Annotated in this window: 26 protein-coding genes; 21 read left to right on the forward strand and 5 right to left on the reverse strand. The window is 64.3% G+C overall.

Annotated features, from left to right (window positions below):
* Positions 1-133: 133 nt before the first annotated feature.
* Positions 134-2,464, forward strand: a complete 2,331-nt coding sequence (locus ACVWZ4_RS28830) for an ATP-binding protein (protein WP_456741661.1) — start codon at positions 134-136, stop codon at positions 2,462-2,464.
* A gap of 10 nt (positions 2,465-2,474) precedes the next feature.
* Here ACVWZ4_RS28830 and ACVWZ4_RS28835 read toward each other — a convergent pair whose 3' ends face one another.
* Together ACVWZ4_RS28835 and ACVWZ4_RS28840 are read right to left on the reverse strand one after the other, a co-directional pair.
* Positions 2,475-2,867 carry a hypothetical protein gene (locus ACVWZ4_RS28835; protein ID WP_456741662.1) on the reverse strand — a complete coding sequence of 131 codons (393 nt, stop codon included), beginning with the start codon at positions 2,865-2,867 and terminating at the stop codon, positions 2,475-2,477.
* Between the two features lie 165 nt (positions 2,868-3,032).
* Entirely contained in the window at positions 3,033-3,506 is a 474-nt protein-coding gene (locus tag ACVWZ4_RS28840) for an Lrp/AsnC family transcriptional regulator (protein WP_456735232.1), read from the reverse strand.
* Between the two features lie 129 nt (positions 3,507-3,635).
* Here ACVWZ4_RS28840 and ACVWZ4_RS28845 point away from each other — a divergent pair, with 129 nt between their 5' ends.
* From ACVWZ4_RS28845 to mctP, 4 genes are all read left to right on the forward strand, one after another.
* Positions 3,636-3,869 carry a DUF6356 family protein gene (locus ACVWZ4_RS28845; RefSeq protein ID WP_456703702.1) on the forward strand — a complete coding sequence of 78 codons (234 nt, stop codon included), beginning with the start codon at positions 3,636-3,638 and terminating at the stop codon, positions 3,867-3,869.
* 32 nt (positions 3,870-3,901) lie between these two features.
* Positions 3,902-4,678: a class II glutamine amidotransferase gene (locus tag ACVWZ4_RS28850; protein WP_456741664.1), complete on the forward strand. Its 777-nt coding sequence runs from the start codon at positions 3,902-3,904 to the stop codon at positions 4,676-4,678.
* A gap of 292 nt (positions 4,679-4,970) precedes the next feature.
* Positions 4,971-5,159, forward strand: coding sequence for a DUF3311 domain-containing protein (locus tag ACVWZ4_RS28855; RefSeq protein WP_456742281.1), 189 nt, complete (start codon positions 4,971-4,973; stop codon positions 5,157-5,159).
* Positions 5,160-5,222: 63 nt separating this feature from the next.
* A complete protein-coding gene (gene mctP, locus ACVWZ4_RS28860) occupies positions 5,223-6,776 on the forward strand; it encodes a monocarboxylate uptake permease MctP (protein ID WP_456741665.1) in 1,554 nt (517 codons plus the stop codon).
* A gap of 167 nt (positions 6,777-6,943) precedes the next feature.
* Here mctP and erpA read toward each other — a convergent pair whose 3' ends face one another.
* Positions 6,944-7,273 carry an iron-sulfur cluster insertion protein ErpA gene (erpA, locus tag ACVWZ4_RS28865; RefSeq protein ID WP_027559340.1) on the reverse strand — a complete coding sequence of 110 codons (330 nt, stop codon included), beginning with the start codon at positions 7,271-7,273 and terminating at the stop codon, positions 6,944-6,946.
* Between the two features lie 120 nt (positions 7,274-7,393).
* On the opposite strand from erpA, the gene ACVWZ4_RS28870 reads away from it, so the two are divergent.
* From ACVWZ4_RS28870 to surE, 12 genes are all read left to right on the forward strand, one after another.
* Positions 7,394-8,590 carry a deoxyguanosinetriphosphate triphosphohydrolase gene (locus ACVWZ4_RS28870; RefSeq protein ID WP_456703699.1) on the forward strand — a complete coding sequence of 399 codons (1,197 nt, stop codon included), beginning with the start codon at positions 7,394-7,396 and terminating at the stop codon, positions 8,588-8,590.
* Between the two features lie 9 nt (positions 8,591-8,599).
* Positions 8,600-10,390 (forward strand): arginine--tRNA ligase, encoded by a 1,791-nt coding sequence (gene argS / locus ACVWZ4_RS28875; RefSeq protein WP_456741666.1) that lies wholly within the window; start codon positions 8,600-8,602, stop codon positions 10,388-10,390.
* A 141-nt stretch (positions 10,391-10,531) separates the two neighbouring features.
* The gene (locus ACVWZ4_RS28880) at positions 10,532-12,046 is read left to right on the forward strand and encodes an SPOR domain-containing protein (protein WP_456703697.1); all 1,515 of its coding nucleotides are present in this window, start codon (positions 10,532-10,534) and stop codon (positions 12,044-12,046) included.
* 45 nt (positions 12,047-12,091) lie between these two features.
* Positions 12,092-12,523, forward strand: coding sequence for a hypothetical protein (locus ACVWZ4_RS28885; RefSeq protein WP_456763652.1), 432 nt, complete (start codon positions 12,092-12,094; stop codon positions 12,521-12,523).
* Positions 12,520-13,359 (forward strand): segregation and condensation protein A, encoded by an 840-nt coding sequence (locus tag ACVWZ4_RS28890; protein WP_456703695.1) that lies wholly within the window; start codon positions 12,520-12,522, stop codon positions 13,357-13,359. The genes ACVWZ4_RS28885 and ACVWZ4_RS28890 overlap by 4 nt, the downstream gene beginning before the upstream one ends.
* A gap of 21 nt (positions 13,360-13,380) precedes the next feature.
* On the forward strand, positions 13,381-14,130 hold the full coding sequence (gene scpB / locus ACVWZ4_RS28895) for an SMC-Scp complex subunit ScpB (protein WP_456741668.1): 750 nt from the start codon (positions 13,381-13,383) through the stop codon (positions 14,128-14,130).
* A gap of 167 nt (positions 14,131-14,297) precedes the next feature.
* Positions 14,298-14,531, forward strand: a complete 234-nt coding sequence (locus ACVWZ4_RS28900; protein ID WP_027529733.1) for a twin-arginine translocase TatA/TatE family subunit — start codon at positions 14,298-14,300, stop codon at positions 14,529-14,531.
* A gap of 89 nt (positions 14,532-14,620) precedes the next feature.
* The gene (gene tatB, locus ACVWZ4_RS28905) at positions 14,621-15,163 is read left to right on the forward strand and encodes a Sec-independent protein translocase protein TatB (protein WP_456741669.1); all 543 of its coding nucleotides are present in this window, start codon (positions 14,621-14,623) and stop codon (positions 15,161-15,163) included.
* Positions 15,160-15,972, forward strand: coding sequence for a twin-arginine translocase subunit TatC (tatC, locus tag ACVWZ4_RS28910; protein WP_092229352.1), 813 nt, complete (start codon positions 15,160-15,162; stop codon positions 15,970-15,972). The genes tatB and tatC overlap by 4 nt, the downstream gene beginning before the upstream one ends.
* A 199-nt stretch (positions 15,973-16,171) precedes the next feature.
* A complete protein-coding gene (serS, locus tag ACVWZ4_RS28915) occupies positions 16,172-17,503 on the forward strand; it encodes a serine--tRNA ligase (RefSeq protein ID WP_456703692.1) in 1,332 nt (443 codons plus the stop codon).
* Between the two features lie 99 nt (positions 17,504-17,602).
* Positions 17,603-17,965: a hypothetical protein gene (locus ACVWZ4_RS28920; protein ID WP_456741670.1), complete on the forward strand. Its 363-nt coding sequence runs from the start codon at positions 17,603-17,605 to the stop codon at positions 17,963-17,965.
* Positions 17,966-18,096: 131 nt separating this feature from the next.
* The gene (surE, locus tag ACVWZ4_RS28925; protein ID WP_456703690.1) at positions 18,097-18,864 is read left to right on the forward strand and encodes a 5'/3'-nucleotidase SurE; all 768 of its coding nucleotides are present in this window, start codon (positions 18,097-18,099) and stop codon (positions 18,862-18,864) included.
* A gap of 19 nt (positions 18,865-18,883) precedes the next feature.
* On the opposite strand, the gene ACVWZ4_RS28930 is transcribed toward surE, so the two are convergent.
* A complete protein-coding gene (locus tag ACVWZ4_RS28930) occupies positions 18,884-19,255 on the reverse strand; it encodes a response regulator (RefSeq protein ID WP_456703689.1) in 372 nt (123 codons plus the stop codon).
* Positions 19,256-19,492: 237 nt separating this feature from the next.
* Between ACVWZ4_RS28930 and ACVWZ4_RS28935 the strand changes: the two genes are divergently transcribed.
* Entirely contained in the window at positions 19,493-20,143 is a 651-nt protein-coding gene (locus ACVWZ4_RS28935) for a protein-L-isoaspartate(D-aspartate) O-methyltransferase (protein WP_456735221.1), read from the forward strand.
* 109 nt (positions 20,144-20,252) lie between these two features.
* Positions 20,253-21,641 carry a peptidoglycan DD-metalloendopeptidase family protein gene (locus tag ACVWZ4_RS28940; RefSeq protein WP_456735220.1) on the forward strand — a complete coding sequence of 463 codons (1,389 nt, stop codon included), beginning with the start codon at positions 20,253-20,255 and terminating at the stop codon, positions 21,639-21,641.
* A gap of 96 nt (positions 21,642-21,737) precedes the next feature.
* On the opposite strand, the gene ACVWZ4_RS28945 is transcribed toward ACVWZ4_RS28940, so the two are convergent.
* Positions 21,738-22,730 (reverse strand): ATP-binding protein, encoded by a 993-nt coding sequence (locus tag ACVWZ4_RS28945; RefSeq protein ID WP_456735219.1) that lies wholly within the window; start codon positions 22,728-22,730, stop codon positions 21,738-21,740.
* A 178-nt stretch (positions 22,731-22,908) separates the two neighbouring features.
* Here ACVWZ4_RS28945 and yajC point away from each other — a divergent pair, with 178 nt between their 5' ends.
* Both yajC and secD read left to right on the forward strand, forming a co-directional pair.
* The gene (gene yajC / locus ACVWZ4_RS28950; RefSeq protein WP_456703685.1) at positions 22,909-23,277 is read left to right on the forward strand and encodes a preprotein translocase subunit YajC; all 369 of its coding nucleotides are present in this window, start codon (positions 22,909-22,911) and stop codon (positions 23,275-23,277) included.
* Between the two features lie 49 nt (positions 23,278-23,326).
* On the forward strand, positions 23,327-24,925 hold the full coding sequence (secD, locus tag ACVWZ4_RS28955) for a protein translocase subunit SecD (RefSeq protein ID WP_456790409.1): 1,599 nt from the start codon (positions 23,327-23,329) through the stop codon (positions 24,923-24,925).
* Positions 24,926-24,936 lie beyond the last annotated feature (11 nt).

Below are 24,936 nucleotides of genomic sequence, written 5' to 3' on the forward strand. Positions count from 1 at the left end.
GGCGGGCTCCGGACCAAGGGGCATGGTTAGAACAAACCGCCAACGCCCCCGTCAAGGACGCCGCAAAAACTCCCACAAAATTAACCCGGCTTAAGCCGGCCGCAGGTCATTGATACCGAAAAGGTTCCTTGGAATGGGATGGCGGGACAAATCCACAGCATTGACCGGGCCGCGCGACGGCCTGATCGGCGCGTTCCTGTACTGGCTCGGCGGCTTCGAGATCGAGGACGGGCTGACCGCCGATCTCAGCGAGCGGGAGCTGCGCCGCATCCGCGCCAAGCAGATCGACGCGGTGACGCGGGCCGTCCCGGTGACGATGGCCGTCACCATGCTCAACGTCGCCATCGTGCTGATCCTGTTCTGGGGCCGCGGCTGGAACGGCTTCCTCGCGATCTGGGGCACGACGCTTGCCGTCACCGCCTCACTCGCAGTGCAGGCGTGGCGGCGCTCGCATCGGAGCCCGCCGCAGGAGGCCTCGGCGCACGCCGCGCGGCAGACAATGCGACAGGCGTTCTTCCTTGCCGCGATCTGGGGCGCGCTGCCGCTGGCGCTGTTCAGCCTGATAGAGCCGACCAGCCAGCTCATCCTGGCCTGCCTGATGGTCGGCATGATGTCCGGCGGCGCCTTCACGCTATCGACCTTCCCCCGCGCCGGCCTCGTCTATCTCGCCACCATGACGATCGCCTGCGCCGGTTCGCTGCTGCTCTGCGGCACCGGGCCGTATCTGCTGACGGCGGTGTTCCTGCTGATGTTCGCGTTTTTCATGGCGCGCAACATCGTCTCGCACGGCAATCTGTTCCTCGGTAATCTCAAGGCCCAGCTCGAGCTCGAGCGGCAGACCGAGATCATCTCGCTGCTGCTGAAGGATTTTCAGGAGAACGCCAGCGATTGGCTGTGGCAGACCGATGCCGAAGGGCATCTGACCGACGTGCCGCAACGGTTCGCCGACGTCGCGCAACTGCCGCTTCCGCTGCTGAAGGGATCCCACTTCGCCGACGTGCTCGACATGCTCTGCCCCGAGGACAAGGCGGCCGCCTCTAACGTTGTCGGCCTGATGGAGCACGCCGAGCCGCTGCACGAGATGAACCTCAAGGTCGTCGCCGGCGGCGAAGCGCGGCTGTGGTCGCTGACCGCGAAGCCCGCCCATGACCGCGACGGGCAGTTTTTGGGCTATCGCGGCTTCGGCCGCGACGTCACCGAGCGCTGGCGCGCGGAAAAGGCCGAGGCCGAGAGCCGGGCGAAATCAGATTTCCTCGCCGTGATGAGCCACGAGATCCGAACGCCCATGAACGGCGTGCTTGGTCTCGCCAGCATGCTGCTGGAAACCAACCTCGATCCCGAGCAGCGCGAGGCCGTGACCACGATCCGCGAATCCGGCGACAACCTCCAGCGCATCCTCAACGACATCCTCGATCTCTCCAAGCTCGAGGCCGGCCGTTTCCAGTTCGAGGCGATCGACTTCGCGCCGCAGACGCTTGTGGAGACGATCGCGAATGTCGCGCGCGCCAGCGCAAAGAGCAAAGGTCTCAGCGTCAAGGTCGAGCTCGATCCAAACCTGCCGCCGACATTGCGTGGCGACGTCGCGCGCATCCGCCAGGTGCTGCTCAATCTCGCTTCCAATGCGGTGAAATTCACCGACGCGGGCGAGGTGACGATCAAGGCGACGTGCCAGGCGCGGCGCGACCTCCTCGCGACAGTCGAATGGATCGTGACCGACAGCGGCATCGGCATCGCGCCCGGCAAGCTGGGGCAGCTGTTCAGCGACTTCGCCCAGGCCGATGCCTCGATCAGCCGCCGCTTCGGCGGCACCGGTCTCGGCCTTGCGATCTCAAGGCGCATCATCGAGCAGATGGGTGGCACCATCGGCGTCACCTCGACGCCGGGTGAGGGTTCGGCCTTCCGCTTCACGCTCGTGCTGCCGTGGAGCCAGGCGCAGATATCGGATCAGGATCCTGGTCGCGAGGAAGCCGACGATCTCAAGGCGCGCATCGCAAGCCTCGACCGGCCGCTGAAGGTGCTGGTCGCCGAGGACGATGCCGTCAACCGCATGGTCGTGAGCAAGATGCTGGGCGCCTTCGACGTCGAGTTGCGTGTCGTGACCGACGGCGTCGAAGCCGTGGTGGCCGTGTCCGAAGGCGATTACGACATCGTGCTGATGGACGTGCGCATGCCCGAGATGGACGGCCTTGCCGCAACGCGCGCGATCCGCGCCGAGGGCGGACGTTTCGGAGCTCTGCCGATCATCGCGCTGACCGCCAACGCCTTCCCTGAAGACGTCAGGATCTGCCGCGAGGCCGGCATGTCGGATTTTCTGGCAAAACCGCTTCGGAAGCCGGCGCTGGCCGCGGCACTGCTGCGCGCGTTGGACGGTCACGTGATGACGAAAGACGCGCCGCTCCAGCCGGAGCTGATGCCTGATGAGGTCGAGTGGACGGATGAGGAAAGACAGATGACGGGGGTCTAAGCCGGCGCCGTCACAGTTTTCCATAAACTCGCCCGGCGACCGCCTGCAGGTGCTCGACCAAGCCGGACTCCGGGTGCGGCTTGACCGGCGCGAACAGGATCGACGCCTGCCTGCCGTTCTTCCAGACGAAGATGTTGACGGCGTTGCCGTTGCCCTTGGTGCAGGAATGCTCGCCGAACGCTTCGCGGCCGAGCTCGGGGATCGTCACGTGCTGGCACGGGCCTGCGCGTTTCATCATGCTCACGGCGGTGTCGTGCGACATCGTGATCACCGCAACGGCCATGGTGTTGGCCTCGCGATCGAACATCATGCAGCTGCCGGCGCCGGTGCGCTGGACCTGCAGCGGGCTCTGGTCGAGAAAGCCGTCGGCATGGCGCCACTGTCGATCACGGAAGGCCGGCACTGTTGCTTCGCCGTGAAGCTACGACAGCTTATGCCGAAAGCACGATAGATTTGCCATCGCAGGGCGGCGCGAAGGTGCGCCCTCCGGCGCTTGATTGCCCGGTCCGACACGGGGACGCGACAACCGGTCGATCGTGGGCATGAGACCCCTGGCCGTCGCTCGACTTTACCCGCGCCGCTCCGGCGCATAGTCGAGCGGCAGCACCGTCGTCGCCTTGATCTCCTGCATGACGAATGACGACGACACGTCCGCGAGCGTGATCCTCCCGATCAGGCGCTGGTAAAGGCGGTCATAGGCGGCAACATCGGGGATGACGGCCTGCAGCAGATAGTCGACATCGCCGGTCATGCGGTAGACGCCGATGATCTCGGGAATGTCGCGCACGGCGTTCGAAAACTGCGCGAGCCAGCTCGCGCTGTGCTCGGTGGTGCGCAGCGCGATGAACGCGGTCAGGCCGACATTGATGCGGCTCGCATCGAGCAGCGTCACGCGCCCCTTGATGATGCCGTCATCCTCCAGCCGCTTGATGCGGCGCCAGCAGGCGTTGCGGGAAAGTCCCGCGCGCTCGCTGAGCTCGTCCAGCGACAAGGCAGCGTCATGCTGGATCAGGTTGAGGAGTTTGCGATCTGTTTCATCCATTATCCCAAGAATAAACGAAATTGTCGTCCAAATTCAACAGGTATGGCGCTAATCGTGTGATGTTTGGGACATTTTCTTGGTTCGAATCCACTAGGTCTTGCAGGCGAACCGCGCACCCTGGAGCCCCGCATGCAAACCACCCTGCACCGGCTGTTTCTGTCCCATCCTGAGAGCGTCGACGAATCCTATGGCGAACACTTCCTGTTCGCGCTCGGTTTCGCGGCGCGCCTGTTCGGGGCTGCGTTGGCGGCACTGGTGCATGCCGTGATTCCCTGCCTGTTCGAGACCACGGCCAGCCGCATGATCCGGCAGATGCACGAGCGCATCACCCGTCGCGGCCACGCGCTGCAGCCCGCCGAGTAGCCAGCGCCGCGATCGAGGGGCAGGGGAGCCATATGTGTCGATGGTTGGCCTATCTGGGCGCGCCTGTCTTCCTCGAGGACTTCATCGCAAAACCCTGCCAGAGCCTGATCGCGCAAAGCCGGCATTGCCGCGAAGCCAAGTCGGAGGTCAACGCTGACGGTTTCGGGGTCGGCTGGTACGGCGAACGCGAGCGGCCCGGCCTGTTTCGCGACGTGCGGCCCGCCTGGAGCGACGAGAACCTGCTGTCGATCGCGCACCAGATTCGCTCCTCGCTGTTTCTCGCGCATGTGCGTGCTGCGACCGGCACTGCGACCATCCGCAACAATTGTCATCCTTTCGCGGTGGATCGTTATCTCTTCATGCACAATGGCCAGATCGGCGGCTGGCAACGCCTACGCCGCGCCCTGGAGGCGCATATCCCTGACGACCACTACGCCAGTCGCCACGGCACGACCGACAGCGAAGTGATCTTCCTTCTCCTGCTGGCGTTCGGGTTTGCATCCGATGTCGAGGGCGCGTTCGCTGCGGTTATCGACCTGATCGAGCAGCAGATGGCCTCGAGCGCGGTCAATGAACCGCTGCGGCTCACCGCGGCGATGTCCGACGGCGAGAAGCTCTACGCGATCCGCTACGCCAGCGATTTGCGCCCGCCGACGCTCTACGTCAACACGCGTGGGTCCGGACGCGATGCGCTCATCGTGTCCGAGCCGATCGACGACGCGAATACCGGCTGGGACTCTGTTCCGCCGCAGAGCTTCCTGCGCATCGATTCCGCCGGCATAGCCGTGAGCCCGTTTCGCCGGTCGTGAGGAGGTCGCTACCTTTGCGCCCGCGATTTTGTTCGGAAATCTGATTGGTTCGATCGAAGAACCGGTTCGCGAAAGCGGGAGGAACCCGCAAACAGGCGATGCGTTACACCGACGGCGCCGGTGGGAACTGTATCTGGAAGGTGAGCTCCAGCTTTCACTGCCGGGATTGTCGAGGCCGTTACGTCCGCATCATTGACCGGAATTGGCGCACCTCGATGAAGGAGGCCCCATGTCGAATGCCGTCGGTTCGAGACAAGGCATTCAGGAAGCAGCGACTGGCCGATTGGACGGCGTGCGCGCCGGATGGAGCTGGTGGTACCTGCTCTTGCTCATCCAGTTCATCGCCGTTCTCTGGCCACCGTTTTACAACGTGGCCGAACCTGAACTCATCGGCATCCCATTTTTCTACTGGTACCAGCTGCTCTGGGTCATCATTGGAGCCATCCTGACCGCAATCGTATATTTCGCGACGGACGATTAGAGCGCGGGCGCGACCGCACAACAGGGGAGACGGCAACGAGGAGGGCCAATCGGGAGGACTGTTGTGCAGGACGTAAACTGGACTGCCTTGATCATCTTCCTGGTGCTGTTTGGCCTGATCACGTGGCTGGGCTTTGCCGCGGCACGGTGGCGCAAGGGCGACCTCGATCAGCTGCACGAATGGGGACTTGGCGGACGTCGCTTCGGCACAATCGTCACCTGGTTCCTGATCGGGGGCGACCTCTACACAGCCTATACCTTCATAGCCGTTCCGGCGCTGGCGTTCGGAGCGGGCGCGGTCGCCTTCTTTGCTGTCCCATATACCATCATTGCCTATCCCATTCTCTTCCTGGCTTTCCCGCGGCTTTGGTACGTCTGCCATCGGCACAACTACATCACGGCCGCCGACTTCGTTCGCGGGCGCTTCGGCAATCGCTGGCTCGCACTGGCGATCGCGGTCACCGGCATCGTCGCAACCTTGCCCTATATTGCGCTTCAGCTCGTCGGGCTTCAGGTCGTGATCGGAGCAATGGGCGTTTCCGGCGAAGGCTACACCGGCGATCTGCCGTTGCTGCTCGCGTTCATCATCCTCGCTGCCTTCACCTATTCGAGCGGACTGCGGGCCCCCGCATCGATTGCCATCGTCAAGGACATCCTGATCTACATCACGGCTTTCGCGGCCGTCATCGCCGTTCCCATACAGCTTGGCGGCTTTGAGAAGATATTCGCAGCCGTACCTGCCTCGAAACTGCTGTTGGCCACGCCCGGCGCCAACACGACCGGCGCGTACGGCGCCTACGCGACGCTGGCGCTCGGATCGGCGCTTGCGCTTTTCCTCTACCCGCATTCGATCACGGGTATCCTGAGCGCCAGCAGCGGACATGCCGTCAGGCGCAACGCGGCCCTTCTGCCGGCCTACTCATTGATGCTTGGCTTGCTTGCGCTCGTCGGCTTCTTCGCGATTGCCGCGGGCGTCAGCACGCTCCCCGAATATGCGACCGGCTTCAAACAGTTCGGCAACAACTTCGCCGTGCCGGCCCTGTTCCTGCACAGCTTCCCGTCATGGTTTGTCGGCATTGCCTTTGCCGCGATCGGCATCGGCGCGCTCGTGCCGGCGGCGATCATGTCGATCGCAGCCGCCAATCTCTACACGCGCAACGTTCACCGCGAATTCATCAACGCGGCCCCTAGCGACAAGCAGGAAGCGCAGATGGCAAAGTGGGTGTCGCTCATCGTCAAGTTCGGCGCGCTGGCCTTCATCGTGTTCGTGCCATCGAAATTCGCGATCTACCTGCAGCTCCTCGGTGGAATCTGGATCATCCAGACGCTCCCTGCCGTGATGCTTGGCGTCTACACGCGATGGTTCAACGATTGGGCGCTCCTCATCGGATGGGCCGCGGGAATCGCCGCAGGCAGCGCAATGTTCATCGCCGCAAGCTTCACTCCGACCTATGCTCTTGCGGCAGGCGGCTTCACCTTTCCCGGTTATTCGGCGCTGTACGCCGTGGTCCTCAACCTCGTTCTGACGCTCGTCCTCACGCCGCTGTTCAATCTCGCGAGCCGCACTTCGGTCGACGAGACGCTCGCGGCCGAATACCGGGCGCCGCTGCGGACTTGAAGAGGCATCGTCCGGCTGGGCGCGCTTCGCCTGTTGCGGGCCATGCGACGATGACACCTTACCCGTGTTTTGCCCGACGCGTCAACGGATTTTCGCAAAAGCCGAAATTGCCCGTTCGGGCGCGCCGGCTACTGTGCATGGGGTTGTTTTGCAGATGTCGAGTCTGACTAGATCGAGAAGCTGGTGCCGCAGCCGCAGGATGCCGTCGCGTTGGGATTGTTGACGCGGAACGAGGCGCCGATCAGGTCGTCGACGAAATCGACCTGCGATCCCGCCAGGAACGGCTGCGAGGCGGAATCGACCAGCACCACCGCGTTGTCCTGCTCGATGACGAGATCGTCGTCGGTGCGGTCGCGGTCGATGTCGAACTTGTACTGGAAGCCGGAGCAGCCGCCGCCTTCGACCGAGATACGCAGCATCGCGCCTGTGCCTTCGCCCTTGAGGATTTCCCCAATCCGGCGTGCGGCGCGGTCACTGATGGTCACGGCAGTCGTCATGTCTCATCTCCGGTCGTCCGCGTCATAGCCAATTCATTTGGTATCCCGCGTCGGGCATAGTTAAGTGCAAGGATACGCAGAATCAAATGGATAGGGACTAAATTCGTCGTGTCCGTCGGAATGGCAGCCCCCCGCGCGCCCTATGCCTGCGACCCCGATCGCAGCCGCGGCCGGCTGGTCGCGGAGCCGCCGAGCCGGACCCGGAGCCCGTTCCGGCGGGATTGCGACCGGGTGATCCATTCCACCGCGTTCCGTCGCCTGAAGTACAAGACCCAGGTGTTCGTGTTCCACGAGGGGGACCATTACCGGACACGGCTGACCCATTCGCTGGAGGTGGCGCAGATCGCCAGGGCGCTGGCCCGGCAGCTTGGGCTGGACGAGGACCTCACCGAAACCCTGGCGCTGGCCCATGATCTCGGTCATCCCCCGTTCGGCCATGCCGGTGAACGGGCGCTGGACGCCTGCCTGAGGGATTTCGGCGGCTTCGACCACAACGCCCAGGCGCTCCGCGTCGTCGGGGCGCTGGAGCATCGCTATCCTGAATTCGACGGGCTGAACCTGACCTGGGAATCGCTCGAAGGCATCGTCAAGCACAATGGCCCCCTGACCGATCGCAGCGGCGCGCCAACTGGCCGTTATCGCGAGCACGGCGTTCCCGTCGGCATCGCCGACTACATCAAGACATACGACCTCGAGCTCTGGAGCTTCGCCTCGCTGGAAGCGCAGGTCGCGGCGATCGCCGACGACATCGCCTATGACGCCCACGATATCGACGATGGCCTGCGTGCAGGCCTGTTCCACCTCGATGACCTCAAGGTGATGCCGCTGACGGCGGAGATCATCGCCGAGACCTCAGCACATTACCCTGATCTCGAAGACGTCAGGCGCGGGGCCGAGCTGGTCCGTGAGCTGATCTCGCATCTGATCGGCGCGGTGTTCACAGAGGCGCAGAAGAACATTGCCGCCGTCAGGCCGCAATCGGCCCAGGACGTGCGCCAGCAGAATAGGGCGCTGATCGCGTTTCCGCCTGAAGTCGCCGAGGAGGAGGCCGCCATCAAGGGCTTCCTCTATGGACACATGTACCGGCACACCAGGGTCATGCGGGTGATGGCCGAGGCGGAGCAGATCGTGTTCGACCTGTTCGCGAAATACCTGACATCGCCGGCCGAGCTGCCGCCGGAATGGCTGGTCGGGGCGGAGGCCGACAATGAGGGCGAGCGGGCCCGCCGGATCGGCAATTTCATTGCCGGAATGACCGACCGTTTCGCCCTGACCGAGCATCAGCGGCTCTTTGACTCGACCCCGGATTTGCGTTAGGCGGCGGCCATGCCCGAGACATCCTCAAGCCCGCATTTGTTCGCCGACGTGCTCGCCCGCGTGCACGCCGCCTGCCGCGCACTCGCGATGGAAGCCAACTGGCCCGAGGGCATCGATTTCTCCCGCGTGGTGGTCGAGCCGCCGCGCGATGCCTCCCATGGCGACATGGCGACGAACGCCGCCATGGTGCTTGCGAAAGAGGCCAAGGCAAAGCCCCGCGACCTCGCCGAGCAGATTGCCGAGCGGCTCCGCTCTGATGCGCTGATCGCCAAGGTCGATGTCGCCGGTCCCGGCTTCATCAATCTGACGCTGCAGCCCACCGCCTGGGCCGAGGCGCTGCGGACGGTGCTGCGCGAGGGCGCCGATTACGGCCGTGTCCGCGGCGGCTCGAAGGTCAACGTCGAATACGTCTCGGCCAACCCGACCGGACCGATGCATGTCGGCCATTGCCGCGGCGCCGTGTTCGGCGATGCGCTGGCGAGCCTGCTCCAGTTCGGCGGCCACGACGTCACCCGCGAATATTACATCAACGATGCCGGCGCCCAGGTCGACGTTCTCGCACGCTCCGCCTTCCTCAGGTACCGCGAGGCGCTCGGCGAGGCCATCGGCGCGATCCCGGAAGGCCTCTATCCCGGCGACTATCTGAAGCCGGTCGGGCAGGCGCTCGCCAAGGAGCACGGTGATAGGCTCATCACCATGAGTGAGGCGCAGTGGCTGCCGACGGTGCGCGCCAAGGCGATCGCGATGATGATGGACGAGATCAAGGACGATCTCGCCGCCCTCAACATCCGGCACGATGTGTTCTTCTCGGAGCGCTCGCTGATCGAGACCGGCAACAACAAGGTCGCCGAGACCATCGAGTTCCTGAAAGCCAAGGGCGATATCTATGAAGGCCGCCTGCCGCCCCCGAAGGGTGCGCCAGTCGAGGACTGGGAAGACCGCGAGCAATTGCTGTTCAAGGCGACCGCTTACGGCGACGACGTTGATCGTCCGCTGATCAAGTCCGACAATTCCTACACCTACTTCGCCTCCGACATCGCCTACCACAAGAACAAGTTCGACCGTGGTTTTGCGGAGATGATCGACGTCTGGGGTGCTGACCACGGCGGCTACATCAAACGCATGCAGGCGGCGGTGAAGGCGATGACCTCGGGCAAAGGCTCGCTCGACGTCAAGATCGTCCAGCTCGTGAAGCTGCTGCGCAACGGCGAGCCGGTGAAAATGTCGAAGCGGAGCGGGGACTTCGTCACCTTGCGTGAGGTGGTGGATGAAGTCGGCCAGGACGCCGTCCGCTTCATGATGCTCTACCGGAAAAACGACGCGGTGCTTGATTTCGACCTCGCCAAGGTCATGGAACAGTCGCGCGACAATCCAGTGTTCTACGTCCAGTACGGCCACGCCCGTGGCCACTCGATCTTCCGCAACGCGCGGGCTGAGGTGTTCCCGGACCTGCCCGAGGATCCCGAGACGCGGATCGCGTGGCTCGGTGAGTCGGCCCTGGAACGGCTGTCGGACCCCATCGAACTTGATCTTCTCAAGCGCCTCGCAATTTATCCGAGGATGCTGGAAGCTGCAGCCGGCGCCCACGAGCCGCACCGTATCGCCTTTTATCTCTATGACTTAGCGAGTGAATTTCACGCACTTTGGACGAAGGGGCGCGATTTGCCCTATTTACGCTTCATTATCAATAATGATGCAGTTCTAACAAAGGCGCGACTGGCCATGGTCCAGGGCGTCGTCTCTGTCCTGGCATCGGGCCTCGCCATCCTCGGCGTCCATGCTCCGGACGAGATGCGGTAGTTTGGGGCGAACTACTTAACGGGAATTTCGGGGGGTTCCGGCAGAAGCCGGATCGCTTGGACTTGTTTGAAAGCCTTGTGGGTCGAAAGCCGCGCCTTGGTCGAGGGGTGCGCGGCTTTCCCGAAGGGACGCATCATCACGATGGCCGATCGATATCACGACAGACCGCTTCCTTCCGATGACTATGGTCGCGGAGCCGACCAGCATGGGAGGGCGGATAATGATCCCTTGGCCGAGCTTGCCCGCCTGATCGGACAGACCGATCCGTTCGCAGCCCAGGGCCGCCCGGCTGCAGCGGCAGCACCGGCGCAGGCCTATCAGCACGACGATTATTCGCACGACGATGATCAGCCCGACTACGCTGAGCAGGCCGCGCCGCCTCAGCCGGGGCCGCCCTCATGGATGCGGCGTGCCAACGTGCAGCCGCAGCCCGCGCCCGAGCCTGACCATCCCGTCGCGGTGAATCCGGTTCATCCGCTGCATCGCTATGCGGCTCAGCCGGCTTCGCCCGAGCCGCAATATCGCCAGCCGCAGGCGTATCAGGACCACGCTTATCAGGATCAAGGCTATCGTCAGGAGCCGGCCCAGGCTTACGAGGCCCCGGAGCAGCCGGATCCGGCGCGTTACGATGATGCGCTTTATGGCCGGCTTGAGTCAGGCGAGCAGGATTTCCAGCGTGAGCCGGCCTATCCGGACGATCCTTACGCGTTCCAGAGCGACTATGCCGAAGCCGATGTCGACGAGCCCAGGAAATCGCGCGGCGGCATGATGACCGTTGCTGCGATCCTTGCTCTCGCTGTGGTCGGAACCGGTGCGGCCTTCGCCTACAAGACCTATATCGGCTCGCCCCGTAGCGGCGAGCCGCCCATCATCAAGGCCGACAATACGCCGACCAAGATCATACCGGCGCCGTCGGACTCCTCCGCGAAGGTGCCGGATCGCATGGTGACAGGTGACGGTGGCGAGAAGATCGTGCCGCGCGAGGAGGCGCCGGTCGATGTCAACGCCAAGGCTGCCGGTCCCCGCGTGGTATTTCCGGCGCTGAACCAGAATGCAAACCCGCCGCCGGTGGCGAGCGTGTCGCCATCCAATGTTCCGGCGCCGGGCGCCGGTCCGGTTCCGAGTAACGGCACGATGCCGAACAATGCGCCGCGCACAATCAAGACGGTGGCGGTGAGGGGCGACCAGACCGACAGCGCCGCGCCGCAAGCCGCAGCTCCGCCCGCGGCCAAGCCGGCGGCGGCGCCGAAACCGGCCGCTGCGCCGCGTATGCCGCCGACCTCTGCCAACGCCAGCGTCAACCAGCCGCTCTCGCTGGCACCACAAGCTACGCCGTCCGAGCCGCCGCAGCGCATGGCTGCGACCGCCCCGACGCAGATTGCGCCTGCGGCCAGTGGCGGCGGCTATGTCGTGCAGGTGTCCTCGCAGCAGAGTGAGGATAGTGCGGCTGCGTCCTACCGGGTGCTCCAGAGCAAATATGGCAGCGTGCTCGGCGGCCGTTCGCCGGTCATCAAGCGGGTCGACCTGACTGACAAGGGCAAGGGCATCGTCTACCGCGCCTTCGCCGGGCCGTACGGGTCGGCCGAGGAGGCGGTGCAGGCCTGCAACAATCTGAAGTCTGCTGGCCTGCCGTCCTGCTTCGTCCAGAGGAATTAGCGGCCGTTTCCTTGACCCCCTCTTGGGGCAGGGTTAATCGGCCCTATGAGCACGCGGGCCTTCATTACCGGCGTATCCGGAACGGAACTGACCGCCGCCGAGCGGGCGTTTGTCCGTGCCGAAAGTGCACCGGGTGCGATTCCCTTCAAGCTGAGCTTCGAGATTTCGCCCCAAGTTGCAGCTTCTCTTTGGGAATTGACCGCCCGAGGGCCGACTGATCCCGCTGGCCTCAGCATTCCCGTGGATGGCGCCGCCGAGCGGGTCCATCCGTCGACGACTTCTGCGACAATGATTGCTCAGGTGATTCGCAGCGCAATCGGGTTCCGGGGTTTGTTGACGAGTAATGACGGGCCGATGAAGGCGTTAGTGGGAAGCATTGGCGAGCGAAGTCGCGCCAAGTCCAGAGCCGGCACGCCGCTTCACAGCAACGACAATGCGGAACTGGACGCATTGACCACATACACGGCATCCGCATGACCGCAGAAATTCTATCGTTTGAGACCGGCCGGCCCGCAGAGCTCGCCGAGGGCGAGCCGGCGTTGGTCGTGGACGTCGAGGGCTATGAAGGCCCGCTCGACCTGCTGCTCGCGCTGGCCCGGCAGCAGAAGGTCGACCTCGCCAAGATCTCGATCCTGGCACTGGCCGATCAGTATCTCCATTTCATCGAAGCTGCGCGAAAGATCCGGCTCGAGCTTGCGGCCGATTATCTGGTGATGGCAGCCTGGCTCGCCTTTCTGAAGTCGCGCCTCTTGCTTCCTGAGCCGCCGAGCGCCGAGGGGCCGAGCGCCGAACAGATGGCGACGGCGCTCGCCAACCGTCTGCGCCGCCTGGAGGCGATTCGCGAAGCGGCCAACCGGCTGATGAACCGGCAGCAATTGCTGCGCGACATTTTTCCGCGCGGCGAGCCCGAGCAGATCGCCGAGATCCGGCATCCGAAATACACCGCGACGCTGTACGACCTGCTCACGGCCTATGCCTCGCAGCGCCAGTCCCGCGTGCTGGCGAGCGTGCATCTGGCCAAGCGCACGGTGTGGTCGCTGGCCGAGGCGCGCGCCACGCTGGAGCGGCTGGTCGGCAGCATCACCGAGCAGGACGACTGGAGCGTTCTCGATGATTTCCTGATCCGCCACGTCGCGGATCCGACGCAGCGCGCGACGGTGTTCGCCTCGAGCTTCGCCGCCGCGCTCGAGCTCGTGCGTGAAGGTCAGCTCGAGCTGAACCAGAAAGAGGCGTTTGCGCCCATCTATTTCCGGAAGGGGCGCCCGAAACCGGTCATGGACGCAGCTCCTGCGCCCGATGCGCCGGTCGGCTAAGTGCAAGAAGGAGAAGCTGCCATGGCAAGCCTGGCTGAAGTGCGGGTAGAAGAGGCCGAGCCGATGGAGAATGAATCCCAGGCGCGTCCCGAAGAATTGCGGCTGCTGGAAGCGTTGCTGTTCGCCTCGAGTGAACCGCTGGATACCGCGACGCTCGCCAAGCGCATGCCCGAGGGCGTCGACGTGAAGGCGGCGCTCGAGCAGCTCCAGGCCGACTATGCCTTGCGCGGCGTCAACCTGGTGCGGGTCGCCAACAAATGGACGTTCCGCACCGCCGGCGACCTCTCCTGGCTGATGACGCGCGAGAGCACCGAGACCCGGCGCCTGTCGCGCGCGGCCATCGAGGTGCTGGCGATCATCGCCTATCACCAGCCGGTGACGCGCGCCGAGATCGAAGAAATCCGCGGCGTGGTGACCTCGAAGGGCACGCTCGACGTGCTGCTGGAGACCGGCTGGATCAAGCCGCGTGGCCGTCGCAAGACGCCGGGCCGTCCGCTGACCTTCGGAACCACCGAGGATTTCCTGTCGCAGTTCACCCTGGAACAGCTCGGCGATCTGCCGGGGCTAGAGGAGCTGAAGGGCACTGGCCTCCTGGATTCGCGTCTGCCGACCGGATTCAGCGTGCCGACGCCGTCGGATGACCCGCAACTGCGCGAGGACGAGGATCCGCTGGAACCCGGCGAGGAGCTCGATCTGGCCTTGGCGCCTGCGGTCGAGCCCGAGACGCCGCCGGAAGGCGGCAATGAGGGCGGCGAGGGGAGCGAGGAGTAATCCTCCGGCCTTCGACAGGTCCCCTGCGACCAGTTAACAACTAGCAAGATTACGTAGCGCCAACAGCGAATTGGCGGTGCCTTGGTCCTTGTTTTTGGCGCCTGCGAAGCCTACGTTCCGGTCAAGATCGGCCGGTCCCCGGCCATGCGCGTTTGGAGGGTTGCAGGATGGGTTCACTTAGCATTTGGCACTGGATCCTGGTGATCGCAGTGGTCCTGCTGCTGTTCGGCCGCGGCAAGATTTCGGATCTGATGGGCGACGTGGCTCAGGGCATCAAGGCCTTCAAGAAGGGCATGCAGGACGACGACAAGCCCGCCGAGAAGCAGGAGCCCTCGAAGTCCATCGAGCACAATGCCGCGCCGACTGCGGCACGGTCCGACGTCGGCAGCAAGGCCGTCTGAGCCAGGAGCACGCGAGACGCGGGAAAACGGCCCCGATCCTGCGCGTGAGGGATTGGGCCGATCGTGGCTTCGCGTGAACGGAAGACGTCATGTTCGACATCGGCTGGAGTGAGCTGGTTCTGATCGGGGTCGTGGCCCTGGTCGCCATTGGCCCGAAAGAGCTGCCGGGCGTGCTGCGCATGGTCGGTCAGTGGATGGGCAAGGCCCGCAAGATGGCCGCCGAATTCCAGGGCCAGTTCCAGGAAGCGATGCGCGAGGCCGAGATGGCCGACCTCAAGAAGAGCTTTGACGAGGTCAAGGAAGCCGCTGCCGGTTTCACGAGCGGTGGCCTGATGACCTCGCTCCAGAAGGACGTCAGCGACGCACTCCGCGTCGATGCGCTCGACAAGCCGGCCGAGACGTCGACGACGACTTCCGTCGAACCACCGGCGGCTTCAGGCGAAGCGCCGGCGACTTCAAGTGAAGCGCCGGCCACGCCCACGACGCCGGAAGCCCCGACGCCAGAGACTTTCGTGGAAGCCGAGGGACACGCGGCGGTGAATGAGCCGCTCGCCATTGTCACCGAGGTAGAGCAGACATCGGTTGCGCAGGACACTGCACCCGAACCGATCAAGGACGCCAAAGCGTCATGAGCGACGCCGATATCGAGGCCAGCAAAGCTCCGCTGATGGACCATCTGATCGAGCTGCGTTCGCGGCTGATCAAGGCGTTGCTCGGCTTCGGCGTGGCCTTCATCTTCTGCTTCTTCTTCGCCAAGCAGATCTACAACGTTCTGGTCTGGCCGTTCGTGTGGGTCGCAGGCGCGGAGAACTCGAAATTCATCTACACTGCGCTGCTGGAATATTTCATCACCCAGCTCAAGCTCGCGCTGTTCGGTGCCGGCTTCATCTCGTTCCCGATCGTCGCCACCCAGATCTACAAGTTCGTGGCGCCCGGCCTCTACAAGCACGAGAAGCAGGCCTTCCTGCCGTATCTGATCGCGACCCCGTTCTTCTTCGTGCTCGGCGCGGCGTTGGTGTATTTCGTCGTGCTGCCGATGTTGGTGCGCTTCTCGCTCGGCATGCAGCAGATGGGCGGTGACGAGACCGCGCAGATCCAGCTCCTGCCCAAGGTCGGCGAATATCTCTCGCTGATGATGTCGCTGATCTTCGCCTTCGGCATCGCCTTCCAGCTGCCGGTGATCCTGACGCTGCTCGGGAGGGTCGGCATCATCACGTCGAAGATGCTGCGCGACAAGCGCCGCTATTTCATCGTTCTGGCTTTCATCATCGCCGCAGTCCTGACGCCGCCTGATATCCTCAGCCAGTGCTCGCTCGCGATTCCCCTGCTGGCGCTCTATGAGGGCTCAATCATCGCGGTGTCGATGGTGGAGAAGAAGGCGGCCGCGTCGAAGGCGGCCACCGGCACCGATGTGTCGACGCCGGCCAATCCGGCGGAGTAGGGCGGCCAGTTCCGGTGTCATTCCCCGCGAAAGCTGGGAATCCAGAGGGCCGCAGCCCAGCGGGGAATTACTGCCGTCTCTGGAATACTGGATCGCCCGCTTTCGCGGGCGATGACAGCTGTGCTAGGGGGGAGCGCGCCAACGCAAACTGACAACGTTTTCCGCTGTATGTTTACGCGCTGACCCCAGGACCGCTGCCATGCACGACATCAAATCGATCCGCGACAATCCGCAAGCGTTCGACGCCGGTCTCGCCCGGCGCGGCCTCAAGCCGTTGTCGGCGTCGCTGCTCGCGATCGATGAGCGTCGGCGTGCGGCGATCCTGGCGGCGGAGCAGGCGCAGGCGCGCCGCAACGCGGCCTCGAAGGAAATCGGCGACGCCAAGAAGGCCAAGGACGAGGCGCGCGCGGCGAAGCTGATGACTGAGGTCGCCGAGCTCAAGATCACCATGCCGGAGCTCGAGGCTGCCGCGAAAGCGGCTGATGAGGAGCTGGCCAAAGAGCTGTCCGCGATCCCGAACATTCCATTCGATGAAGTGCCCGATGGTGTCGACGAGCATGACAACGTCCAGCATCACGTGTTCGGCGCCAGGCGCAACTACGGTTTCGCTCCGAAGCTGCATGACGACCTCGGCATTGCGCTTGGCTGCATGGATTTCGAGGCTGCGGCAAAGCTCTCCGGCGCGCGCTTTGTTGTGCTCAAGAAGGGGCTGGCGCGCCTTGAGCGCGCGATCGGCCAGTTCATGCTCGACCTGCACACGACCGAGCACGGTTACACCGAGATCAACCCGCCGCTGCTGGTGCGCAATGAAGTCATGTTCGGCACCGGGCAGTTGCCGAAATTCGAGGACGACCAATTCTGGGCGATCAAGGGCGACTTGCTGGATTCGCCCGATCATGAGCGGCTGAAGACCGAGCGCCTCGGCCTGATCCCGACTGCCGAAGTCCCGCTCACCAACCTCGCGCGTGAGTCCATCCTCGACGAGAAGCAGCTGCCGATGCGGCTCACTGCGCTGACGCCGTGCTTCCGCGCCGAAGCAGGCGCTGCCGGGCGCGATACCCGTGGCATGATCCGCCAGCATCAGTTCACCAAGGTCGAGCTGGTCTCGATCACGACGCCCGAGACCAGCAAGGACGAGCTGGAGCGGATGCTGTCCTGTGCCGAGCAGGTGTTGCAGAAACTCGACCTCCATTATCGCGTGATGACGCTCTGTGCAGGAGATATGGGATTTTCGTCGCAAAAAACCTACGACATCGAGGTGTGGATGCCCGGGCAGGGCGAGGGCGGCATGTTCCGGGAGATCTCGAGCTGCTCGGTGTGCGGCGACTTCCAGGCGCGGCGCATGGATGCGCGCTCGCGCGGGCCGGACGGCAAGCCGCGCTTCGTGCACACGCTGAACGGCTCGGGCACGGCGGTCGGCCGCGCGCTGATCGCTGTGATGGAGACCTATCAGCAGGAGGACGGCTCGATCGCGGTCCCCAGCGTGCTCCAGCCCTATATGGGCGGCGTGAAGGCGGTCGCGCGCGAGTAAAAATTCGTGTTGCCCATCTGAAACGCAGAAACGTTTGGTTGCGAAGATCGGGCGGCCGGCTATCCTGACGGCTGCCCGCGAACGCGACACCAACCGTCCATGGCCTTGCACCACGATATCTTCTGGATCGGCCGACAATGGGCGGTAACAGGTGCCGGCGTCCAGGCCGTCGACCAGCGTTTGCGTGGCGTGCTTGATATCGACATTGCGCGTCTTTGGGACGAGGGCCTGGTGCAGAGCCGGCGGGCGAAGCCCGGGGTCAATGCCGAGGACTTCGACAAGGCGCTGACGATGGCGCGCCAGCGTTTCCCCGCAACGCCGGTATCTGCGCCGCTCCTTGCGCAGCTGAAGACGCCCGGCGTGATTGAGACCCCGGTCGTGCGCCCGGTCGCGCCTGCGATGCAGCTGCGCGTTGAGGGCAGGCTCGCTCGCTTCCTGCCGCAATGGCGAGTCCGCCGCTGAAGGGAATGGCTCGATTGCTGCGCTGCGGTAATGAACGTCGGCGCGGGTGAGGTCTGCGCCGAAGCCGGTTTGCCTGATCGGTCCCAGCCGGATAAGACGGCCTCACTCCAGATCAGGAATCGACCTCCGGCATGCGCATTCTCTGCACCAATGACGACGGTATCCACGCTCCCGGCCTCAAGGTCGTGGAGGAGATCGCACGCGCGCTGTCGGACGACGTTTGGGTGGTGGCGCCCGAGCTCGATCAGTCCGGGGTGTCGCATTCGCTGTCGCTGAACGACCCGTTGCGCCTGCGTGAAGTTGGGCCGCGGCACTTCGCTGTGCGCGGCACCCCGACCGACTGCGTCATCATGGGCGCGCGCCATATTCTCGGTGCGCAGCTCCCCGACGTCGTGCTCTCCGGGGTCAACAAGGGCCGCAACGTTGCCGAGGATGTGGTCTATTCGGGCACCATCGCCGGCGCGCTCGAAGGCACCATTCTGGGCATCCCGTCATTTGCGCTGTCGCAGGAATTCAGCGTCGAGACGCGCGATCGGCCGCAATGGGACACCGCGCGCAAATTCGGTCCCGATATCTTGCGCAAAGTGATCAAGGCCGGCATCCCGAAGGACACCGTCATCAACGTCAACTTCCCGTCCTGTGCGCCGGAGGATGTGCTCGGCATTCGTGTCACGCGACAGGGCAAGCGTAATCTCGGTTTCCTCAGGATCGACGAGCGCAGGGACGGCCGCAACAACCCCTATTTCTGGATCGGCTTTGAGCGCACGGTGATGATGGACACGGCGGCCGAAGGCACTGACCTGGCAGCGCTGCGCGAGCATTATGTCTCGGTCACGCCGCTCCGGCTCGATCGTACCAACGAAGCGTTTTCCGAAGAGCTGAGCGCGACACTGAAGTAAAGGCGCTTGCTACTAGCGGCTAGCCGCCGCGAAGCGCGGCTTCGATGGTCTTGCCGAGCGCGTCAAGCTGAAACGGTTTCTGAAGCGCCGGACGGTCCCGATATTGCTCGGGCAGGCCCGACGAGCCGTAGCCGGTCGCGAAGATGAAGGGGCAGCCCTTGGCCTGGATGACGTCGGCGACCGGCGAGATGACCTTGCCGTTGACGTTGACGTCGAGGATGGCGATGTCGAACTCGGTCGCCTGCGCCAGCCGCATTGCCTCCGTGATATCTCCGGCTTCGGCGGCGACCTTGTAGCCGAGCTCTTCGAGCATATCCGCCACCATCATTCGGATCATCACCTCGTCCTCGACGAGGAATACAGAGCGGCCGGAAAGCCCTGTCGCGGTCATTGTCGTTGCGTCCTTGCCCATTCCCGAAAACGTTCGCAGATAACGCTTATCGACGCAATGCGCGTTTCGGCCAAACCATACTTGAAAATGGCCGCGCGGCTTGTCCGCTGCAAGCCGATTTGTGGTCAAATGCCGGGATAGAACACTATATGGGTTCCTGAGCCGGAACAAGATTCCAGCCCGGATACTGGCGCCGAGCCGTCATCCGGGTCCCTGACGAAGATGGTACAGCCCGCGATGACCTCCAATCAGCGCCCGCCGGAAAAGATGATGTTTCAGCTCACGCTGAGGCGTCGCGGCATCAGCGATCAAACCGTGCTGCGGACGATGGAGGAGGTGCCGCGCGAGATGTTCGTCGAGGCCTCTGATCGGGACGGCGCCTATCGCGATAGCGCGCTGCCGATCGCCTGCGGGCAAACCATCAGCCAGCCCTTCGTCGTCGCCTACATGACCGAGCAGCTTCAGCTCCAGAAGAACCACCGCGTGCTCGAGATCGGCGCGGGCTCCGGCTATCAGGCTGCCGTGCTCTCGAAGCTTGCGCGCGAGGTGCTGACGGTCGAGCGCTACCGCAAGCTCGCGGATGCCGCGCGCGCCCGGCTTGAAAAGCTGGACTGTCACAATGTCGAGGTGATGCTCGGCGACGGCCTCAATCTGCCTGCAAATATCGGCCCCTTCGACCGCATCATCGTCACCGCCGCGGTGGAGCAAATTCCAGAGAACCTCATCGAGCGGCTCGAAGTCGGCGGCATCCTGATCGCACCGGTGGGGCCGCATCAGGGCGTGCAGACGTTGACACGTCTCAAGCGCAGCGAGGCCGGGATCGAGCGCAGGCAACTCGTCGAGGTCCGTTTCGTGCCGGCACTGCCTGGCGTGGCGCGGGAGCTGTAGAATTCCGGATCGGCAACGCATCCAACATCTTATTGGGAGGGTTAAGCCGTTATTTACTCGGCGCGTGTTTACTTAAAACACCAGTTCTGTTGCGTACGAGTGAGTAACCATGTCAGTTGTCGCCGAGTTGCTTTACTCGCGCCGCGTACCGCAGGTCGCGGTGCTGGCGCTGATCTCCTTTGGTTTCGCAGGGTGCAGCGCCGACATGTCGTCGCGCCTGTCCCAGTCGAACTTCTCCAACCCCTTTGAATCGACCGGTTCGGTGCAGCAGGCCGCGCCGCCGCAGCGCGAGCTGCCGCAATATGCCCGGCCGCAGACCCAGCAGGGCTACTATCAGTCACAGCCTTTGGCGCCGGCGGTTGCCGCACCGCAGTCCTATCCGGTTGCAGCGGGGGGCGGCGTCTCCGGAGGCGGCCGCGGGCTCGGCTCCTACACGCCGCCCGCGCAGCCGCGTCTCGAAGCCACGGGCACGGTGCCGCAGCGCTCTGTGGTGGCTGCGCAGCCACCCGGAGGGACCAGGATCATCGTCGGCACCAGCGACACGCTCGACGTGCTCGCCAAGCGCTATCACGTAACTCCGCAGGCGATCCTCGCCGCCAACGGCTACAAGGGTCCGCGCGCGCTCTCGCCTGGTCAGCAGCTCGTCATCCCGCATCCCGGTGCTGTTGCAGCCGCACCGGCGCCCGCGATGACCCCGGTTGCCGCGGCTCCCGCGATGGCGCCGAGGCCGGTCGCAGCCGTGGCCGCGCCGTCGAGCTTCCACTTCGTCAATCACGGCGACACGCTCGCGAGCATCGCACGCAAGAACCACATCTCCGCCGCCGAACTCGCTCGCGCCAACGGTCTCGATCCCTCGACCAAGCTCAAGCTCGGCACCAAGCTGACCGTGCCGGGCGCCAGGACCGCGGCTGTTGCTGCGCCGCTGGCTCCCGCGCCGGTCGCCGCGGCACCGGTTGCGGCTGCGTTGCAGCCGGTCGCTGCCGCTCCCGTGCCTGCTACCAAGATGGCCGCTGTTGCCCAACCCGCGCAGAGCGCGCGCCTCGCCCAGGCCACCGCCAATATCGACGAGAAGCCCGCTGCCGAGGCGCCGGCGAAAGCGGCGGAGACCACGAGCTCCCTGCCGACCTTCCGCTGGCCGGTGCGTGGCAAGGTGATCACGAGTTACGGCGCCAAGACCAACGGCAAGTCCAATGACGGCATCAACGTTGCGGTGCCCGAGGGTACGCCGGTCAAGGCGGCTGAAGACGGCGTCGTTGCCTATTCCGGCAACGAGCTGAAAGGTTACGGCAATCTGGTCCTGGTTCGGCACGCCAACGGCTACGTCACCGCATATGCCCATGCGAGTGAGCTGTTGGTGAAGCGCGGCGATACCATCAAGCGCGGTCAGGTCATTGCCAAGTCGGGTCAATCCGGAGAGGTGGCATCACCGCAGCTCCACTTCGAGATCCGTAAGGGATCGAGCCCGGTCGACCCGCTTCAGTTCTTGAATGGGGCGTGAGGCTTACCTCACTCCGTCGCTCTCTCCGCAAGAACGCTGTTGTCGCCCGCCTTGTGCGGGCGATTTCATTTCTGGGAGCGCGAGGGCCGGCGTGGCCTACTTCGCCGTGAGCTTCACGCCGAGTCGTCCGGCCAGCTCCTGCACGAACTGCCAGGCGACCCGGCCCGAGCGCGAGCCGCGCGTGGTCGACCATTCCAGCGCTTCGCGCTCTAGCGCCTCGCCGTCGACCTTGATGCCGAAATGGCTGCAATAGCCCCCCACCATGGCGAGATATTCGTCCTGGCTGCAGCGGTGGAAGCCGAGCCAGAGACCGAACCGATCCGACAGCGAGACCTTTTCCTCGACCGCCTCGCCCGGATTGATCGCGGTCGAGCGCTCGTTCTCGATCATGTCGCGCGCCAGCAGATGGCGGCGGTTGGAGGTGGCGTAGAGGATGACGTTCTCGGGCCGCCCCTCGATGCCACCTTCGAGTACAGCCTTGAGCGATTTGTAGGAGGCGTCATTACCATCGAAGGAGAGGTCGTCGATGAACACGATGAAGCGGAAGTCGGCGTCGCGGAGTTTCTCCATCAGCATCGGCAGCGTTTCGATATCCTCGCGGTGGATCTCGATGAGCTTCAGCCTGTCGGCGGGCTTCCGGTCGGCGTTGATGCTGGCATGCGCCGCCTTCACCAGCGAGGACTTGCCCATGCCGCGCGCGCCCCAGAGCAGGGCGTTGTTGGCGGGCAGACCGCCTGCAAAGCGCTCGGTGTTCTCCATCAGGATATCGCGCATCCGGTCGACCCCCTTGAGCAGAAACAGCTCGACGCGGCTGACCCGGGGCACCGCCGCGAGGCGGCCGTCCGGATGCCAGACATAGGCGTCCGCCTGCTTGAACGACTCGCGTTCGGCGGCCGGCTTACCCTGGGCGGCGAGGTGGGTCGCAATCGTCTCCAGCGCGCGGACGATGCGCTCCTGGGTGAGGTCCGGGGTTGCCTGGAGGGAGGTTTTTTGGACCACCTTGGGGCGTTTTGCCGCGACCTGGGCGGCCTTCGTGGCAGGGGTACGGGGGCCTTTGCCGGCCGGGCTTTTGCTTGGTTTTTTGGGCATGTCCGAAGTTCCTGAGAATGCAGCCTTATCGAGCCCGGGGGCGCGCCGCAAGGTGGCGAAAAGGGCGGTCTGGCAGCGTTGCAATTGGGGCGGTGGTCGCTATAGTCCGCGCGAATTTGACCGAACCGGTCGCCGCAAGGCCTGACCGGCTTCCCCCGTTTCCACGAGGATCGTCCGAATGCTGATTTCCCCTGCGTATGCCCAGGCCGCGGGCGCCGGTGACACCAACAGCATGTTGATGTCGCTGCTGCCGTTCGCCCTGATCTTCGTGATCATGTACTTCCTGATTCTGCGTCCGCAGCAGAAGAAGGTGAAGGACCACGCCGAACTCGTGAAGAACATCCGCCGCGGCGACACCGTCGTGACGTCAGGCGGCCTGGTCGGCAAAGTCACCAAGGTGGTCGATGACGACCAGATCGAGTTCGAAATTTCCGACGGCGTCCGCGTGCGCCAGATGCGCTCGATGATCTCGGGCGTGCGCGCCAAGGGCGAGCCGGCCAAGGACAGCGCGAAGGAAAGCGCCAAGGACGACGCCGCGGCGAAGTGAGCGCTTTGCCGCGAGCACCTCAAATCTCCTGATCTGACAGGTCCAGTCGATGTTGTATTTCACGCGGTGGAAGGCGCTCGGGATTATCCTGACAGCGCTGATCGTGTGCCTCTGCGCGGTCCCGAACTTCTTCCCCGAGGCGCAGGTCAAGACCTGGCCCACCTGGGCGCAGCGGCGCCTGGTTTTGGGTCTCGACTTGCAGGGCGGCTCCTCTCTGCAGCTCGAGGTCGACTCCAACTATGTGAAAAAGGAAAAGCTCGACCAGATCCGCGACGACGTCCGTCGCGTGCTGCGCGAAGCCAAGATCGTCTACACCGGTCTCGTCACGAAGAGCGATGCCGTCGAGGTGCGCGTCAAGGACGCGGACACCCAGACGGTGCTCGCCACGTTGCGTGAGCTTGCGCAGCCGATCGGTGGCCTTATGGGGTCCGGCGGCCAGCGCGACATCGACGTCTCAGATGCCGGTGGCGGATTGATCCGCCTCAGTATTCCGGAGTCGGCGATGATCGAGCGTTTGCGCAAGACCATCGAACAGTCGATCCAGATCGTCGAGAAGCGTGTCAACGAGCTCGGCACCGTCGAGCCGATCATCCAGCGTCAGGGTAACGACCGCATCCTGGTGCAGGTGCCGGGATTGCAGGATCCCACCCATTTGAAGGAACTGCTGGGCAAGACCGCCAAGATGGAATTCCGCATGGTCGATCCCTCGGTGCCGCCGGACCAGGCGCAGCAGGGTGGGTTGCCGCCGGACACCGAGTTCCTGCCGGCAGCCACGCCGCCGCCGTCCGGCTACGTTGTCAAGAAGCAGGTACTGGTTGCGGGCGGCGATCTGACCGACGCCCAGGCGACCTTCGACCAGCGGACCAATGAGCCGGTCGTCAGCTTCAAGTTCAATACCTCCGGCGCGCGCAAGTTCGCGCAGGCCACGCAGGAGAACGTCGGGGTGCCCTTTGCGATCATCCTCGACAACAAGGTGATCTCGGCGCCGGTCATCCGCGAGCCGATCACCGGCGGCCAGGGCCAGATCTCCGGCAATTTCACCGTGCAGTCGGCCAACGACCTCGCGATCCTGCTGCGCGCCGGCGCGCTGCCTGCGCCGCTTACGGTCGTGGAGGAACGCACGGTCGGTCCGGGCCTCGGCCAGGACTCGATCGACAAGGGTGAGCTCGCGGCCTATGTCGGCTCGATCATGGTCGTCGTCTTCATGCTGTTGACGTACCGGCTGTTCGGCGTGTTCGCCAACATCGCGGTGACGATCAACGTTGCCATGATCTTCGGCCTGCTGTCGCTGCTCAGCGCCACGCTGACGCTCCCCGGCATCGCCGGCATCGTGCTCACCGTCGGCATCGCGGTCGACTCCAACGTGCTCATCTACGAGCGCATCCGCGAGGAGCTGCGCGGCGGGCGAAGCCCGATCTCGGCAATCGACGCAGGCTTCAAGCGGGCGCTTGCCACCATTCTCGACTCCAACATTACCACCTTCATCGCCGCTGCAGTGCTGTTCATGATCGGCACCGGTCCGGTCCGCGGCTTCGCAGTGACGCTCGGCATCGGCATCATCACCACTGTGTTCACCGCATTCACCATGACCCGTCTGATCGTGGCCTGGTGGGTGCAGTGGAAGCGGCCGAAGACTGTGCCGATCTGATGATTCGAGGC

Source organism: Bradyrhizobium sp. USDA 4472 (genome assembly GCF_054058595.1).